Source organism: Streptomyces sp. NBC_00433 (assembly GCA_036015235.1).
GTDB lineage: Bacteria > Actinomycetota > Actinomycetes > Streptomycetales > Streptomycetaceae > Actinacidiphila.
Genome location: CP107926.1, coordinates 98,992 through 115,573, shown reverse-complemented (window position 1 = coordinate 115,573; position 16,582 = coordinate 98,992). Strand labels below are relative to the sequence as shown.

Here is a 16,582-nt window from a genome sequence, read left to right as displayed (position 1 = left end):
GCGCAAGTGGCGGACACGGCAGGCTCGGTGACACCGGGGGAGCAGAAGGCGCGGCGGCCGCGGTCGGCGGTCCGCGACCGGGAGGACGTGCTGCGGGTGCTGGGGGTGCTGAAGGTGGCGACCGCGACGCAGATCATGGAGCTGGTACGCCCGCACCTGTCCGACAACAAGGCGATCCGCAAACGCGCTGCTGGCGCTCCGGGCCGACAGGCTGGTGCTTTCGGAGGGCAGCACTGCGGGGCCTGCGGGGAAGTTCGGTGCACCGGACCGGCGCGGCGAGCCGTCGCAGAAGCTGTGGGGCCTGACGAAGGCCGGCCTGGACTCCGCCGCGATCAAGCTGAAGCGAGAGCCCGACGTGATGGGCGGCCGTGCCCGCGGCGCCGGTACGGGGGGCGCTCCGCACGCGATGGCCGTCAATTCCACGGCCGTTGCCTTCATCCGCGGCGGCAGGCTCCCCGGCGCCTCGGCCGGGATCGGCGGTATCGACTCCTGGCGCACCGAGGCCGCGCACCCGCTGTCGTCCTCGGGCAAGCGCAACGTCCGCGCGGACGCGGTGTTCCAGGACAAGGACGCATGTGTGCCGCTGCTGATGGTGGAGGTCGACCGCTCCACCGAGCCCGCGCACGTCCTGGCGGACAAGGTCGCCTCCTACGCCGACTTCTACGCCCGCCGGGTGCGGCCCCCGGGACTTCCTCCCAGCACCGGCCACGGCACGATCGGCGACCTGAACACGGTGCCGTTCTGGGAGACGCTCTACCGCCGCACCGGCCTTGCGGGTCTGCCGCCGCTGGCGATCGTGCTCACCGGGGCCGGCCCCACCGCGCTGGAGGGCCGCATGCGCGCGGTCGGCCGGCTGTCCCGCGAGTTCTGGGCCGGGCAGGAGCACGCCGAGTACAGCTACGGGACGAGCGACGACGGCGACGGCGGCTTCTACCTCGGCTTCACCGGCAAGGTCCCGCTGGTGATGACGACCCTGGACCGCCTGCAGCAGCACGGCCCGATGGGGCCGGTGTGGTTCCGCGTCGCGCAGGAGCGCGGCCGGGAGCCCGAGCCGCTGCTGAAGGCGCTCACCGACACCCGCACGGCAGCCGAGTACCGCCAGCGCAGGAAGCAGCGCGAGCGCGCGGCCCCTGCACTCTCCAGCCTTCGCGTCCGCTCGGGGAGGGCCAGGGCCTGGTGCGTAGCGGGGGTGTCAAGGGCCTCCAGGTCTGATGGCAGCCCCGGCGGCTACGCGCTGGCGGGCTGCGGCTTGGTAAGGCCTCTGCGACCCGGCGCGCCATTTGTGTGAAGTGCGGGGACATGAAGCTGACCAGGGAGTCCAGCGTCGCTCGAGCATGCGCGACGCCCGTGCAGGCAGGCCTGCGTCCGCAAGCGTGAGGGGGCTTCGTCGCCGTCTCCCGGCAGAGGGTCATGACGGATCGGCGTCGGCATTTCCGGTTCGACCGTGGGCGTCCGGTGCGCTCAGCAGGTGTTGCGCACGGGAGGGAACCGCGGTCCCTGTCGGGCCCGTGTCCCTGGACGAAAGGGAGAGATGGCCGGGCCGAATCGGCGGGGGGCTCTCATGCAGATCATCGACGTGTCGGAGTACGACATTCGATCGGCTGTCATCACGATGCGGCGTAGGGGGACGCCGCTTGAGTTCGTGATCTTCCCTATGGTGCATGCGGCGCCGCCGACGTTCTTCGCGCAGGTCCGCAGGAGGCTCCGGGAATGCGATCTCATAGTCGTGGAGGGAATCCGGGGGAAGTCCGCCGTGGTGAGTACCCTCACGCTCGCATACCGGCTGGCCGCGTGGCGGCGGCGCAACGGACTGCAGGAGCAGCGGGACGAGTTGCTGCTTCCCGAGGGTGTTCCGGTCATCAGGCTGGAGACGACCGCGGCGGACGCGGCGGCAGACCTCAGGGCACTGCCGTGGTGGACCCTCCTCTTTCTCATGGTTCTGGCTCCCGTGGGGGGCTTGGTGATCGCGCTGTGGGGTCCGCGTGCCCTTCTCCACAAAGCCATGGCTGTCGAGTACCTGGCGACGAGCGAGGAGGCGGAGCCGGCGGCCGACGACGATGCCGTCCACCACGCGTTGGCCTATCGGCGTGACCGACGAGTGCTCGACGCGCTCGCCGAGATCCACGAGCAGCGCGCCGGCGAGCCGATCCGGGTGGCCGTCGTCTACGGGGCCGGCCACGTCCCCGCGATCGTGTCGGGGCTCCTCGAGCGTTACGGATACCGGCCCCGTGGTGCGGAGTGGCTCACCGTCTATGCCGCGGCGTGAGATCGCCCGAGGGGTGTCCCGGCTTCCAGGACGGCCTCACCGGCGCGTCGGGCGGGTCTCTGGTGGCCCCGCTCCGCCGGCCTCGTTGAGGCCGGGCGCAGCCTGTAGGCGCGCTGCCAGGCGACCGGCCAGGCTGGGCACCAGCTCGGGTCGATGGCCTCGGGTGCGTCGCGGCGTGCTTCGGTCAGCGCGCCGAGGGTGGAGCCGACGGGCAGGCCGGTCGCCTGGCAGCGCGCCTCGCCCGTCGACCGGCAGTCCTCAAATTCTTCAGCCAGACCCCCACCGGGTGCCCGTTCCAGACCGCTGTCGTGGGTGCCAGGAGGCTGCCGCGTTCGGCCGCCCACCCCTCCCGCGCTGACAGCCCCTCGGCGAAGGCGACTGTTGCGTTGGCCGTCCTCGTGGATGGAGAAGCGTTTCGTTCTGCGTGGGGTTGTGGTTCAGGGTGGGCATATGCGGTTGGGTGTCGGTCCGGGTAGGTACATGGATCGTTCTTGTGCGGTGAGGTCGCGGTTGATGGCCCGGCAGATCTGGGTGGCTGTTCCGGCCGGGTCGGGCAGGGTGGCGTCCCACAGCCGTACTGTGCCGTCCCAGCTGCTGGTGGCGAGTGTGCGGCCATTGGGGCTGTATGCCACCGACGTGACGCCGCTTAGTGTGGTGAGAGTGGCCCGGGTGTAGCCGGTGGCCGTATCCCACAGTCGTACTGTGCCGTCCCAGCTGCTGGTGGCGAGGGTGTGGCCGTCGGGGCTGTATGCCACCGACGTGACGCCACTGGTGTGGCCCTTGAGGGTGGCCCGGGTGCGGCCGGTGGCCACGTCCCACAGCCGTACGGTGTCGTCGTTGCTGCTCTGGGTGGCCACGGTGTGGCCGTCGGGGCTGAATGCCGCCGATATCGTGATAAGGCTTGGGTACTTGAGGAGGGCCGTGGTGCGGTGGCCGCCCAGATTCCACAGCCGCGTCTCGGCGAGAGGCCAGTTGGTGGCCATATCCATACTTCTGCCCTGACCGGTGATGGCGAGGGTGGTGGCGTCCGGACTGAATGCCACCGATTCGACGATGCCCACGTGGCCGTCGACAGTGGTCCCGGCACGGCGGGTGGCCAGGTTCCACAGCTGGACCGTGCCGTCGTGCCTGCCGACGGCGAGGGTGCTGCCGTCGGGGCTGAAGGCCACTGATGTTGTGGGGTCGGAGCCTCCGTTGAGGGTGGTCCTGGCGTGGTGGGCGGTGGTCAGGTCCCACAGTTCCACGCTGCTCGTCTGGTCCGCGACGGCGAGGGTGGTGCCGTCTGGGCTGATGGCCACCGACGATGCCTTGATGGTGTCTGTCGTGAGAGTGGCCCGGATGCGGCGGGCGGCTGCGTTCCACAGCTTCACCCCATCGCGGTCGCCGGTGGCGAGAGTGCGGCCGTCCGGGGCGAACGCCACCCACGCCGCCATGCTCAGGTGAACCGGGAGAGCGGCCCGGGCGCGGGTGGTGTTCCACACCCGTACGGTGTCGTCGGCGCCGCCGGTCGCCAGGGTACGGCTGTCCGGGCTGAAGGCGAGCGACGTGACAGGGCCGGATTGTCCGGTGAGCGTGGCCTGGACGCGGCCGTCGATGGGATACCCGGGGTGCGCGGGGAGTCCGCTGACGGCGTCTTGGGCGTGGTCGCCGACCAGGGGCCAGAGCTGCACGGTGCCGTGTCCGCTGCCGGTGGCCAGGATGGTGCCGTCGGGGCTGAAGGCCACTGACTGCACACCGTTGGTGTAGCCGGTCAGGGTCGCGCGGTTGCGGCGGGTGGCGATGTCCCACACCCGGGCTGTGCCGTCGTCGTTGCCGGTGGCGAGAGTGCGGCCGTTGGGGCTGAAGGCCACGGACGTCACGGAGGCCGGGCTGTGGAGGACTGCTCGGCGGTGGCCGGTGCTCGTGTCCCACAGTTGTGCTGTGTTGTCGCCGTAGTAGTCGTTGCCGGTGGCGAGAGTGCGGCCGTCGGGGCTGAAGGCCACGGACGTTGTACCGGTGGCATGCGGGGAACGCCGTGTGTGGCCGGTGTCCACGTCCCACAGCAGTAATGTGCCGTCGCCGCCGATGGTGGCCAGGGTGGTGCCGTCCGGGCTGAACGCCATCGACATCACGTCGGTGTCGAGGTGAAGAGTGTGCAGGACCCGACGGGTGGCCACGTCCCACACCTTCACCGTACGGTTCCCGGTGGCTGCCAGGGCGCGGTTGTCCGCACGGAAGCCTACCGAGATCCGGTTGTCGCCCAAACCGGTCAGTGTGGTTTTGGTGCGGCCGGTGGCTGCGTCCCACACGCGCACGGTGTTTTTGTACGCGGTGGCGACGGCAGTGCCGTCCGGACTGAAGGAAACGGACTGCGCACCGCCGGTGTGGCCGGTGAGCCGGCGCTGGAGGGGGACGGCGCCGGCGGCGTAGAGGCTGGTGAGGGCCTCACGGGTGGGGCTGATGCGGTACGCCGCCACGGCCAGGAGGGAAGCCAGGTCGGAGTCGGTGTTCAGTAAGGCCGTGGACTGGGCGGCGACCTGCCGGGACTGGGCTTGCTGTTCGGCGGTGAGGGCGCTTCGGCGTTCGTCCAGTGCCAGGTCGGCGTTGGACTGGGCTTGCTGTTCGGCGGTGAGGGCGCTTCGGCGTTCGTCCAGTGCCAGGGCGGCGGTCGTGACAGCGACGATGAGCAGGAGTGTGAGAACGGCTGCCAGCGTACGCAGTCGCCGGGTGGCGTGGACCGCTGTGCGCTGCTCACGGTGGCGGGTGTCGAGGCTGGTGGTGAGGAAGGACCGTTCCACCGGGGTGAGGTGTTCGCGGTCTTCGGCGGCGAAGGCCTCTTCTGCTCTGGTCAGGCGGCTGCCGCGGTAGAGGGCGCCGGGGTCACGGTCGAGTTGGTCCCAGGATGCTGCGGCTTCGGTGAGTTGTCGTTGCTGGCTGAGGAGTTCGCGGTTCTGGTCGATCCAGGCGTGCAGTCGGGGCCATGAGGTGATCAGGGCTTCGTGGGCGAGGTCGACGCTGTCGTGGTCGAGGGTGACCAGGCGCGCGCGGGCCAGGTGGTCGAGGACCAGTGTGGTGTCGGCGGGGCTGCAGGCGGTGAGTTCGGCACGGGCGGCGGGGCGGCGGGTGTCCTGAGCCCCCGAACCTGGTGTGATCAGCCGCAGGAGCAGGCGGCGGGCGAGAACGGCCTGCTCGGGGGAGAGCTGGGTGTACACCTCTTCCGCGGTACGGGCGATGGAGCCGTGGACGCCGCCGGCGGCCTCGTAGCCTTCCAGGGTCAGGGTCCGGGCGTGGCGGCGGCGCCAGGTCTCCAGCAGCGCGTGGGACATCAGGGGCAGGCCGCCGGGCTGGTCGACGACATCGGTGATGACCCGGGCGGTCAGGGCGCGTTCCAGGATCAGGCCCCCGGCGGCAGCGGGTTTGACGATCGCCTCCCGCAGTTCCTGTGGGCTCATCGGGCCGACGAGCAGGTTTGCGGCGCGCAGGGCGTCCGCCAGCCCGCGGTGTTCGGAGCAGCGGCCGTAGAAGTCAGCCCGCACAGCGATCACCACGCGCAGGCGGCTGCCCGGCGCGAGGGCGGTCAGCAGCAGGTCGATGAACCGGTTGCGCTGGCCGGTGTCCTGGCAGAGTGTGAAGACCTCCTCGAACTGGTCCACCATCACCCAGGTGTCCGACTTCGACTCTGCGCCCACGGGAACCAGAGCGCCTGCATGGACGCTTGCCGGATGCTCCCCTGGGGTGAGGATCCGGATCACCGCCGGACGGCCCTCGGGCGGGGCGCCTTGCAGGGCCGGAACCAACCCGGCCCGCAGCAGCGAGGATTTCCCACTGCCGGAGGTACCGACCAGACCCGCGAACCGGTGCTGTCCTGTCAGCCGCACCAGATCGGTGATCAGCTGGTCCCGGCCGAAAAAACGGCCCTGGTCACCGGGCTCAAAACGCGCCAGGCCCCGGTAGGGAGCCAGCGTTCCGTCGTCAGCCGCCGGCAGCGCCGCCTCCGCGCGAGAGGCCTGCCACCAGCGCCTCTCCCACTCGGCGGCATCCCCGCCACAGGCACCCACGTAAGCCAGGGTCACGGGCAGGGAAGGCAGCCGCCCACCGGCGGCAGCCTCGGACAGTGTGGCGGCCGCGTACCCGGCGCTCTCGGCCATGGCACGGTAGGCGACCCCGCCGGCCTCCTGGCGTAGCAGGCGCAGGTCGTGGGCGAAACGCTGGACCGGCCCGGCCTCGGGATCCAGTTGGCTCTCCCGGCGTCCCATGGCTCATTCCCCCTTCCTTCCGTGCTGGACGGCGTCTCATCGACCCTCGAGCCGGCCCCCAGCGTGCGACTGCGCAGAGGCTTTGGAGACCAACCGTGCAGGAACGCGCTGTCCCGCGCCAGCATGCGTCCGACCCTCTCCCGGGGGCAGGCGCGGCTGGGCGGTCACGGTGCCCGCTCTCGTGCGCCGGAGCCCGGCGCCGTGAGTGTGCGCCGGCGAACGGATCGACGTGACGGACTCGGCCGTCCGAACCGTCCGCGGGTGACGGCCTTCGCGCGGGTTCCGCGCGAAGGCCGGTGGAAAAGGAGGGTCAGCAGTTGACGATCTGCGTCACGGGTGACCAGTTCACGCCGGCGGACGCGTAGTAGTAGGCGCCGGGCATCCGCCAGGTCGACCCGTCCGTGAAGTAGGCCGTGGGAACGGTGCCACGGGTCTGGTTGTTCTCCCACGAACCCGTGGTGAACCAGGGGATGGGATATGCGCCGCATGAATACATGCCGATGTTGTCGCCGCCCCGGTACGCGTTCTGGTAAGCGCAGAACCAGTAGTAGTCCGCGGTGGGCGAGCACTGGGCGGCGTTGTCCACGGCGGGCCTCACGGCGCCCAGTTGACGCGGCCGGCCCTCCCCGGGTACCGCGACGTTGAGGACCGCTCCTTTCAGGTCGATCTGGTTGGGGGAGACCTGGGTGCCCTTCCCGGCCAGCTTGGTCAGGTAGGTGTCCACCTTGCTCTGCAGGCCGGTGGCCTGCTTGGTGCTCAGCCCGGCCTCGCGGGCCTCGGCCACGAACCCCGCACGGCCGCTGGCCGCGGCGCTCGCCGTGCCGCTCCCGGCGATCGTGGCGAGCGCCATCATCGTGAGGAGGATGATGCCCGCCAGGCTTGCCCTTGTCTTCTTGTACACGGTGTTCCTTCCGTCGTCAGATGCTCACGGACGGGCCGGACACGGGGCTCACACGGTCCCCCGTGTCCGCCTCCCCCGGGAGGCAGTGGCCCCGAGCCCGACTTCGCCGTCAGCCTCACGGTCGCGGTCCCCTCCTTGCGGGTTCCGCTAGAACGATTGGAGCGTCCGCGAAATTGATTGGCAGCCCTGTTCGGCCGTGCCTGTCAACTGCTGCCCCGAGGACGGTTGCCCGTGCCTCCGGCTACCAGCGCATCCCCAACTCGGCCAGCTCCTGGTGCCGCTCCGCCGTCAGTTTGTCGGCCCGTCTGCGGGCGTTGTCCACGAACATGCCGAGCTTGTGTTCGACTCCGTCCACGACCTCGACATGCTTCCTGGGCACCTGGAGGCTGCCTTCGCGGGTGTGGAACTGTCGGGCGGCCAGGATGTTCGCCGCCCATTTGTCGGCCTGCGTACGGGGCGCCTGCGACCTCTCCTCAGGCTCCGCCGGGGACAGGTGGAGCATGTGCTCCAGCATCCACGCCTGAGCAGGCAGCAGGGCATCCCAGCCCAACCGCTGCGCCTGGACCCACGCCCCCAAATCCTCGCCCTGCAGCGTCATCTGCCCAGGGGCGGTGGGCAGTTCGGTGCCGGCCTCGCTGAGGTTGCGGCACAGCTTGTAGCAGCGCTGCCAAGCGACCGGCCAGGCCGGACGCCATGACGGGTCGATGTTCTCGAGCGCGTCGCGGCGCTCTTCGGTCAGCGCCCCGGCGGTGGAGCCGACCGGCAGGCCGGCTTCGCGCCGCGCCTCGATCTCCGCCGCCTTCCTGCCTGCCGTCCTCAGATTCTTGGCCCACACTGCGTGTCCTCGCCCGACTGTCGCGATGTTTCCTCGGTGGGATGTCACAGCCCGCGTTATGCGGAGCGGCGATCTGACCTGCGGTTTCGACGCAGTGGTTGAACCGCAGAGCTGACGCTGATGTGACGACTTCTTCTGACGCCGGGCGAGGAATCCCGGGACATTGTCATGAGGAATCCACTGGGGAAAGGCGGGCTGACCTGCAGGTTTATTCTAGCGCGAGGAGGTGTTGAGTACGCAGCGCCGCTGGCCGATGTTGAGGGCGACGAGTCGGCCCCACGCGTGTGGGGCGGAGCGAGCCTACTCGGCAACGGCCACCGCTTTGATCGAGTCATCCCCACAGCTGTGGGGTGGAAGACCTCGGGGAACCCTCTCTGTCAGCCTTGGGTGAGACGTCCCGCTTCGTCGGGTTAGCTTGAGAGGGCACGACAGGAGAGCCACCCCCTCATGACCAGCACCACGCCTGCCGGACCCGACCCGGCCGCGCGGCCGAAGCGCCGCACCCTCAGCCCCGAGTACAAGCTGCGGATCGTGGCCGAGTGCGACGCCGCACCCGACAACGAGAAGGGTGCGGTCCTGCGCCGAGAACGCCTGTACCACTCGCGCGTCAAGGAATGGCGGGCCGCGCGGGACGCCGGGGCCCTGGAGAAGCTGGTCGACAAGCGCACCAGCCCGGTGAGGCCGAAGAGGTCGGCTGCCGGGGCGGAGAACGAGAGGCTGCGCCGCCAGGTGGAACGGCTGGAGAAGGAACCGGCCCGGAACAAGGCTGCGCTGGAGGTCATGGGAAAAGCTTCCGCGCTCTTGGAAACGATCTCCGAGAGCGCGGACTGAACGCTGCCGCCGAACCGGTGGTCGACGACGCGTTCACCGGCATCGGTGACAAGCCCGGTGCCACGGCGGCCTGCCGGCTGACCGGCCGCTCCCGGACCACCCACTACCGCCGGCTGCGGCCCCCGCCCGAGCGAAAGCCCAGCAAACCGCAGGCCCAGCCCTCGGCCCTCACACCGAAGGAACGGGCAGCGGTCCTGGAGCTGATGAACTCGGGCGAGTACGCCGAGCTGCCACCCGCGCAGACATGGGCCCGCGAGCTGGATGCCGGGCGCTACCACTGCTCCGTCTCCACGATGTACCGCATCCTGCGCGAGAAGGGCCAGTCCGGCGAACGCCGCCGCCAGGCCACCCACCCGGCGAAAACGGTGCCCGAACTGGTCGCCACCGGGCCCTCCCAGGTGTTCACCCGGGACATCACGAAGGCGGCCGGGCCGGCCGAGGGCGTCTGGTACCACGCCTACGTCATCATCGACATCGTCAGCCGCTACATCGTCGGCCATACCGTCGAGGCCGCCCAAACAGCGGTGCGGGCCGAGGAGCTGATCCGGGAGACCATCGTCGGCAACGGCATCGTGCCCGAGACCGTGCACGCCGACCGCGGCACGTCGACGACCTCCAGGAAGGTCTCCCAGCTGCTGATCGACCTCGGGGTGACGAGGTCGCACTCGAGGCCCGGGGTCTCCAACGACAACCCCTACATCGAGGCCCACTTCAAGACCGTGAAGTACATGTCCGACCACCCCGAGCGGTTCGATTCGCTGGCCCACGCCCGCGAGTGGTTCGAGGCGTTCATCGCGTACTACAACCACGAGCACCGGCATTCGGGCATCGGCTGGCACACGCCCGCCAGCATGCACTTCGGCACCGCCGAGGAGGTCCGAGACCACCGGGCCGTCACCCTCGCCGACGCATACCGCCCGCAGCAGCACGGCCCGATGGGGCCGGTGTGGTTCCGCGTCGCGCAGGAGCGTGGCCGGGAGCCCGAGCCGCTGCTCCAGGCGCTCACCGACACCCGCACGGCAGCCGAGTACCGCCAGCGCCGCAAGCAGCGCGAGCGCGCGGCGGAGGCTGCCGAAGCCGAGAGGCAGCGCCGTGAAGCGGCCGAGCAGCAGCGTCTGGGTGAGGAGTGGGGGCGCTCGGAGTGGTTCGAGAAGCGGAAGAGGAAGGTGAAGAAGCTCGCCCGCCTGTGGAATGAGCCCAAGGCCGAAGACGAGCGGTGAAGCCCTGGCCCGCGCATCTCACGCCGGTGACAGTGGCCGGGGCCGGATGCGTCACCGCTGCGACAGTGCCGCTGCGCTGCTCGCTCCAGCCTTCGCGTCCGTTCGGGGGAGGCCCTGGAGCGTAGGCGCCTGGGCAGGGGAGCACCGTGATGCGATTGGCTCCGCAGCGAAAACGGCTGTTGGCGCCGACCTGCTCGGGGGCCGACGCCAACATGTTCGTACGTCAGGATGAGACGGTCGCGTAGAAGCAACGGTCCTGGACGCCGTTCTTCTGATCCAGACCGTCATCGTGTAGGTGTGGTCTTCGGGCAGGTTCGGACCCACCCACCCGCTCCAGTACGGGGAGTTGTGTCCGCTGGTGGTCGCCACCCGGCCGTCGCTGAGGTATGCGTAGATGGCGTAGCCGTCAGCCAGCCCGTCGTACGCCCTCAGGGCATCCCCCGGGTTCCCGTCCTGGGGGTCCTGGCTCCACTGGCCCATGCCCATCTCCTGGCCGTTGAAGTTGTAGATCACCAGGTCCGTGTAGTTCCCCGCCGTGGTCTGGACGACCCGCAGTTGCTGCGCGGCCGGCGCGGCGGCATCGGCCGCACCCGCACCGGTCACGAGCACCCCGCCGGTCAGTACGGTGACAGCAGCTGCTAAGCCGGCCATCTTGATACGCATAGTTGTTCCCCCTTCTGCCAAGACCCTACGCATGGCCCTGCTACCTGCAGGCCTGGACGCCCGGGTGACGGCTGCCAGGGTGTGCTGGGTCTGGCTGGTCGTCTGCGCGAGGCTGCGACCGGCCTGTCCGGCAGCATCCGTCGCTTCGGTCTCCGCCGGCCGGTTCTGCAAGGCGGCAAGCGATGTGATGAACCTGCTCAATTTCTTCTTCAAAGGTTTGCCCTTCTGACGGAGGCGCCGGCGTGCCGACCGTTGGTGTGCCGAGTCCATCGGCGGCGGGATTGTCTGGCAGCCCGCTGTGACCAGGTGGAACAACCCCGGACGGCTGGACGGCGCCGGGAGTCTGGTTCCGTCCGAGGGGCTGATAGCGCCCTTGTGGGGTGTGAAGAGGGGTGCGTAGTGTGCGACGGGTTCCGCCCGTGGACGGTGGGGGAAGACGGGATGGTGTGCGGGTGGTAGGGCGTCCTGAAGGGCCGTTAGATCCCGGTGCGGGTCCGATCCAGCTGTTAGCGGCTGAGTTGCGGAGGCTGCGGGCAGAGGCGGGCAGTCCGACCTATCGGGAGATGGCCCGCAGGACGAGCAATGCTCAAGACCTGTGGATCGGTCCCGGGAGGGCACGCGGAGGGCGTACCTTCCCGAATGATCCTTAAGGTCTCCGAGTAGGCCCGCGTCACAGCGCGGGTCGGGAAGGCACGCCCAGCGCTCAGCGTAGTCACCGATGACGGCTCCACCCAGTCCGGTTCCCTGATCGACGAGATCGTCCGCGAGGGCGCCCGGCGGATGCTGGCTGCCGCCCTGGAGGCGGAAGTCAACCAGTACATAGCCGAGTTGGTTGCTGAGACCGACGAGCAGGGGCATCGCCTGGTGGTCCGCAACGGCCGCCACCGGCCCCGGACGGTGGCCACGGCAGCTGGGGCGATCGAGGTTCCGCGCCCCGGGTGAACGACCGCCGCGTCGACGAGTCCACGGGAGAGCGCAAGCGGCGCTGGGACAGCCCTGGCGCCCGGACGCCCTCCTCGACTCATCCAACTGGCTGCAGCTCAAAGCAGCCACCGCGTAGAACACCGACGCGGCCAGACTCCTCGCCGAGCGCGGCCGCACCAAACGGATCCGCAACGCCGCCAAGACCAACATCCAGCGGCACAACTCGCACTGAGCCGCAGGTCAACTCATCCACAAGTCTTGACTATTGCTCCGCCAACCCGTAATCGGCTTGGATCCGCAGTCCGATGCTCATCTCGGATCGCTTCACATACAGCCACGAGGATGCCGCGGTGCATGGGCAAAGGACCAGGACCGCGATCGTCGCCCATACCAGTGTCGGGCGGTCGCCGCGGATGTCGGGAAGATCGGGGATGACGAGTATCCCTCCCACCCACGTCAGCGCTGCCACCCTCAACCCGCCACGAAGTAACTGACGAGCAATCATCGCTCTGCCCCCAGGAATGACTGCCGCCCCACGCTGAGGACCCAACGGGCCCATGATGCAGACTCATGGCACCGTCCGTGGGTTGTACGAGCATCTGCTGGCCGGCCGGGTTCTTGTGCAACCAGCGGGTGCGGGAGAGGCCTGCTGGGACCGGGCGAAGTCGGCCCGAGCGGATCGCCTGTGGTGCTCCTTCATCGTGATCGGCAGTCCTGGGTGTGGAGATCCCTGACGGGGTCGGGCGTTGACCCGGCTGCGCCGTGCGGGGTCCGCTGAGGGTGTCGGGTCAGTTGGGGCAGATGGGCTGTTTGGGCTGGTCGGGGAGGTAGAGGGCGTGTTCGTCGGGGGTGAGGTCGCGGTGGACTGCGTGGCAGATCCGGTCGATGGACTGGGTGGGGGTGGGTAGCGCGACGTCCCATGTGCGTACGGTCCCGTCGGCCGCGGCGGTGATGAGGGTGTGGCCGTCGGGGCCGAAGGTGGCCGTGCGGACCGGTGATGCGGGGCCGGTGAATGTGCCCCGGACGCGGCGGGTGGAGGGGTCCCACAGTTGGACGGTTCCGCTTCGTCCTCCGACGGCCAGTGTGCGCCCGTCGGGGCTGAATGCCAGGGCTTGCACGGGGTCGGTCTGTTCGGTGGTCAGGATCCGGGAGTGTCGGCTTGCGGTGTCTACCAGCCGAACCACGCCGTCTGCCGTGCCGAGGGCCAGTGTGTGCCCGTCGGGCCTGTAGGCGAGGGCGGCATGTCCGATCCCGGTAATGGACGCCCCGGAGGCATCGGGGACGATGACCGCGCGTCCTTTATCCGTGTTGCACAGGTACACAGCACCGGTTGACGCGTTTACTGCCACGGTCTTGCCGTCAGGGCTGAACACTGCGGTGCACATCCCGGGGACGTTGCAAGACAAAGGCAAGGTGTCGCGGACACGGCCGGTCGTCACGTCCGTGATCTGATGGCTTCCATTGTGGCCGTCAATGATCACGGTGCCCCCGTCCGGGCTGAACACAGGTGGCCCCACGCTCTCGTCGCGCAGGCGTGTGGTGCGTCCGCTGACGGTGTCTTTGAGTAGTACCTCTTCCGGGCGCACGATGGCCAGCAGGCGGCCGTCGGGGCTGAGGGCAAGGGCTGTGGCGGAGGTGGCGCCGTCGATTTGTTGCGTGCGTCCGGTGGTGAGGTCGTGGAGCTGCACGTGCCCGTGGCCGTCGCCCAGTGCGATGGTGCGGCCGTCCGGGCTCACTGCGGTCAGTCCGCTGTGAGCGGTGAACTGGGCGCGGAAGGGGACGGTGTCCCACAGCCGTACGGTGCCGTCCTCGTCGGCGGCGGCCAGAGTGCCCCCGTCCGGGCTGAAGGCGAGGTTTAAGGCGTGGGTCGTGCCGGAGGGCAGGGTCCGCTGGCGGCCGGACCGTGCGTCCCACAGGCGGACAGTGAGGACGTCGGTGGCGGCAAGGGTCTGGCCGTCGGGGCTGACGGCCAGGCCGCCGACAAGGCTGCCCCAGCGGATGTTCATGACGGGCAGTTGGTGCCCGGTGCGCAGGTCCCACGTGCGGATGTCTTGTCCGTCTCCTTCCACAGCGGCCAGGGTCTGCCCGTTGCCGCTGAGTGCAATGTCCGCGATGCTTTCCCGTACGGTGAAACGGTTCCGTACCCGGCTGGATGTGGTGTCGAGCTCCATCACCTGGCTGCCGACGCTGACAGCCATGGTGCGTCCGTCCGCTGACACCGCCAGCAACGCATTCGCGTAGCCCGCGTGGGAGACGAAGCGGTCGCGCTGACGTCCGGAGGGTATGTCGGTGATCCGGATGTCACCGAGGCCTTTGGTGTCGACCAGGACCCGCCCGTCGGCGCTGAGGATCCCGCTGCACTCCCTCCCCGGGGCGTCGATGACGGTGCGCACCACCGAGGTTCGTGTGCTGTGCGATTCGACCTTGCCGTCACAGCGGCTGAGCAGCACAGCGCGGCTGTCGGCGCTGAACGCCACCGAGGTGACAGGCCCGCCGGAGCGGCTGAGGGCAGTGGGGGCCCGGCCGGACTGCAGGTCCCACAGGAGCGCCGGGCCGTACCTGCTGCCCGCGGCCAGGGACTGCCCATCGGGGCTGAACGCCATGGACGTCATGTCCGGGAGCTGGCCGGGGAGTCGGCTGCGGAGCGGTTGGGCGGCGGCCGTCTGCAGGGAGGCGGTGGCTTCTGCGGTGGGCGAGGTGCGGTAGGCCTGGACGGCGAGCAGTGAGGCCAGATCGGGGTCGGTGGCGGCCAGCGCGTCGGCGCGGGCGGCGAACTGCCGGGACTGCGCGACCTGCTGGGCGGCGACGGCCTGGCGTCTGGCCTGGTCGCTGTTGCGGCTTTGTGCTACGGCGGTGATGCCCGCGGTGATGGCCAGGATGAGGAGGATCGACAGGGTTGCGGTGAGGGTGCGCAGGCGGCGGGTGGTGCGTGCGGCGGTCTGCTGCTCATGGCGGTGTGCCTGCGTGCTCGCGGTGAGGAACGCGGTTTCGGTGGTGGTGAGTTCCTGTTTTCGGCAGGGCGGGGGGAATGCTTCTTCGGCTGCCGCGAGGCGGGTGCCGCGGTAGAGGGCACCGGGTTCGCGGTCGAGGTCGTGCCAGACCGTGGCGGCTTCGGTGAGCTGCCGCTGGATCCGCATGCGTGCGCGTTCCTCGTTGATCCATGTCTGGTAGCGGGGCCACGCGGCGATGACGGCTTCGTGTGCGAGGTCGATGGTGTTGTTGTCCAGAGTGAGCAGCCTGGCCCGGGCGAGTTGCTCCAGTACACGGCTGGTCTCGGCCGATCCGGCGCCGGGTTCGCCGGGTTCGCCGGGTTCGCCGGGTTCGCCGAGTCCGCCGAGTTCGCCGTGCGTGGTGGGGCGGCGGGTGTCGGGGGTGCCGTCGCCGGGGGTGACCAGGCGCAGCAGGATCCTGCGGGCGGTGTCGGCCTCGTGCGGGCCCAGTCTGCTGTACAGGTCCTCGGCTGTTGCGGCGATCGCGCCGTGGATGCCGCCGGCCGCCTCGTACATCGTCTCGGTGAGTACCCGGCCGCGTCGACGGCGCCAGGTTTCCAGCAGCGCGTGGGAGACCATCGGCAGGCAGTTGGGCTCCGCCGATGCCTCCCGCACGATCCGCGCGGTCAGCGACCGCTCCACTATCAGCCCGGCGGCCGCGGCCGGCCTGACGATCGCCTCCCGCAGTTCGGCCGGGTTCATCGGGGGGACCAGGATGGTGGTGTCCCGCAGGGCCTGGGCGAGGCCGTCGTGTTCGGCGCAGCGGGCGTAGAAGTCCGCCCGGACCGCGATCACCACGCGCAGCCGGCCGCCGCGGGCCGCTGCAAGGACCAGGTTCAGGAAACCCGTCCGCTGGGTCTCATCCGCGACGAGGGTGAACAGCTCCTCGAACTGGTCGATGACGACCACGGTGTCGCCCTCGCCCTCGCCTTGGCCGGGGGCCAGGGCGGCCGCGTGCACGGACAGCGGTCTGGGGCCGGGGGTGAGGATGCGGATGACCGCCGGGCGGGCGACCGGGCCGCTGCCGTTCTGCAGCGCGGGCACCAGCCCGGCGCGCAGGAGCGAGGACTTGCCGCTGCCGGAGGCGCCGACCAGGGCCACTAACCGGTGGGCGCGCACCTGCGCCGTCAGATGGGAGACGAGCTCGCCGCGGCCGAAGAACAGGTCGCGGTCACCGGGCTCGAACCGCTCCAGCCCCCGATACGGCGCAACGGTCTCCGGATCGAGCGGCACCTCCTCCTCGTCCACCTCCGAGGCCGCCTGGTACCACCGCTCCTCCCACTGCTCGGCTACGCCGCCGCACGCCTGAACGTAGGCCAGCAGGACCGGCAGGGTGGGCAGCCGCTCGCCGGCGGCGGCGTAGGACAGGGTGCTCGCACCGCACCCCGTACGCCGGGCCATCTCGCGGTAGCTGGGGCTGCCCGCCTCCTCCCGCAGCTTGCGCAGTTCACACGCCAGCCGCTGTACCGGTCCTGCGTCCGGATCCAGCGGACGCTCAGGACGCCCCGCCACCAGCCACCACCCCTCCCCTGTACCGGTCAGCCCAACTGGCCGGTCGTCAATTAACCGGTGCCCAGTGTGCAGGGTGCGCGCATTGACCCAAGTGACGGAAGCAGCCTGCCGGTCAATCCGACGGTTGATGGACTCGGAATGTGCCCGCCGCCCGGCAGGCACCCACAGGAAGGTGCTCCGCGACGAAGGGTCGTGGGCAACAAGG

At 69.9% G+C, this 16,582-nt stretch carries 10 protein-coding genes and 1 pseudogene; 6 read left to right on the top strand and 5 right to left on the bottom strand.

Features of this window, described 5'->3' with window-relative positions:
* The first annotated feature begins 214 nt into the window (after positions 1 to 214).
* The gene (locus tag OG900_00460) at positions 215 to 1,288 is read left to right on the top strand and encodes a replication-relaxation family protein (protein WUH88747.1); all 1,074 of its coding nucleotides are present in this window, start codon (positions 215 to 217) and stop codon (positions 1,286 to 1,288) included.
* 273 nt (positions 1,289 to 1,561) lie between these two features.
* Entirely contained in the window at positions 1,562 to 2,266 is a 705-nt protein-coding gene (locus OG900_00455) for a hypothetical protein (GenBank protein WUH88746.1), read from the top strand.
* Positions 2,267 to 2,703: 437 nt separating this feature from the next.
* On the opposite strand, the gene OG900_00450 is transcribed toward OG900_00455, so the two are convergent.
* From OG900_00450 to OG900_00440, 3 genes are all read right to left on the bottom strand, one after another.
* A complete protein-coding gene (locus tag OG900_00450) occupies positions 2,704 to 6,501 on the bottom strand; it encodes a hypothetical protein (protein WUH88745.1) in 3,798 nt (1,265 codons plus the stop codon).
* Between the two features lie 310 nt (positions 6,502 to 6,811).
* Positions 6,812 to 7,402, bottom strand: a complete 591-nt coding sequence (locus tag OG900_00445; protein WUH88744.1) for a hypothetical protein — start codon at positions 7,400 to 7,402, stop codon at positions 6,812 to 6,814.
* 241 nt (positions 7,403 to 7,643) lie between these two features.
* Entirely contained in the window at positions 7,644 to 8,237 is a 594-nt protein-coding gene (locus tag OG900_00440) for a helicase associated domain-containing protein (GenBank protein WUH88743.1), read from the bottom strand.
* A gap of 447 nt (positions 8,238 to 8,684) precedes the next feature.
* Here OG900_00440 and OG900_00435 point away from each other — a divergent pair, with 447 nt between their 5' ends.
* A complete protein-coding gene (locus tag OG900_00435) occupies positions 8,685 to 9,068 on the top strand; it encodes a hypothetical protein (GenBank protein ID WUH88742.1) in 384 nt (127 codons plus the stop codon).
* 17 nt (positions 9,069 to 9,085) lie between these two features.
* Positions 9,086 to 10,288 (top strand): integrase core domain-containing protein, encoded by a 1,203-nt coding sequence (locus OG900_00430; protein WUH88741.1) that lies wholly within the window; start codon positions 9,086 to 9,088, stop codon positions 10,286 to 10,288.
* Between the two features lie 51 nt (positions 10,289 to 10,339).
* Here the strand turns inward: OG900_00430 and OG900_00425 are convergent, their stop codons facing one another.
* Positions 10,340 to 10,951 (bottom strand): hypothetical protein, encoded by a 612-nt coding sequence (locus tag OG900_00425; protein ID WUH88740.1) that lies wholly within the window; start codon positions 10,949 to 10,951, stop codon positions 10,340 to 10,342.
* Between the two features lie 31 nt (positions 10,952 to 10,982).
* Between OG900_00425 and OG900_00420 the strand changes: the two genes are divergently transcribed.
* Both OG900_00420 and OG900_00415 read left to right on the top strand, forming a co-directional pair.
* Positions 10,983 to 11,180 (top strand): hypothetical protein, encoded by a 198-nt coding sequence (locus OG900_00420; protein ID WUH88739.1) that lies wholly within the window; start codon positions 10,983 to 10,985, stop codon positions 11,178 to 11,180.
* Positions 11,181 to 11,695: 515 nt separating this feature from the next.
* Positions 11,696 to 11,931, top strand: a pseudogene (locus tag OG900_00415) (transposase).
* A 732-nt stretch (positions 11,932 to 12,663) separates the two neighbouring features.
* Here the strand turns inward: OG900_00415 and OG900_00410 are convergent.
* A complete protein-coding gene (locus tag OG900_00410; GenBank protein WUH88738.1) occupies positions 12,664 to 16,377 on the bottom strand; it encodes a helix-turn-helix domain-containing protein in 3,714 nt (1,237 codons plus the stop codon).
* Between the last annotated feature and the right edge of the window lie 205 nt (positions 16,378 to 16,582).

Excerpts from the sequence above, each read along its gene's own strand:
- OG900_00420 (WUH88739.1), top strand. The coding sequence starts at position 10,983 with ATGGCCCTGCTACCTGCAGGCCTGGACGCCCGGGTGACGGCTGCCAGG.
- OG900_00425 (WUH88740.1), bottom strand. The coding sequence starts at position 10,951 with ATGCGTATCAAGATGGCCGGCTTAGCAGCTGCTGTCACCGTACTGACC.
- OG900_00450 (WUH88745.1), bottom strand. The coding sequence starts at position 6,501 with ATGGGACGCCGGGAGAGCCAACTGGATCCCGAGGCCGGGCCGGTCCAG.
- OG900_00455 (WUH88746.1), top strand. The coding sequence starts at position 1,562 with ATGCAGATCATCGACGTGTCGGAGTACGACATTCGATCGGCTGTCATC.
- OG900_00435 (WUH88742.1), top strand. The coding sequence starts at position 8,685 with ATGACCAGCACCACGCCTGCCGGACCCGACCCGGCCGCGCGGCCGAAG.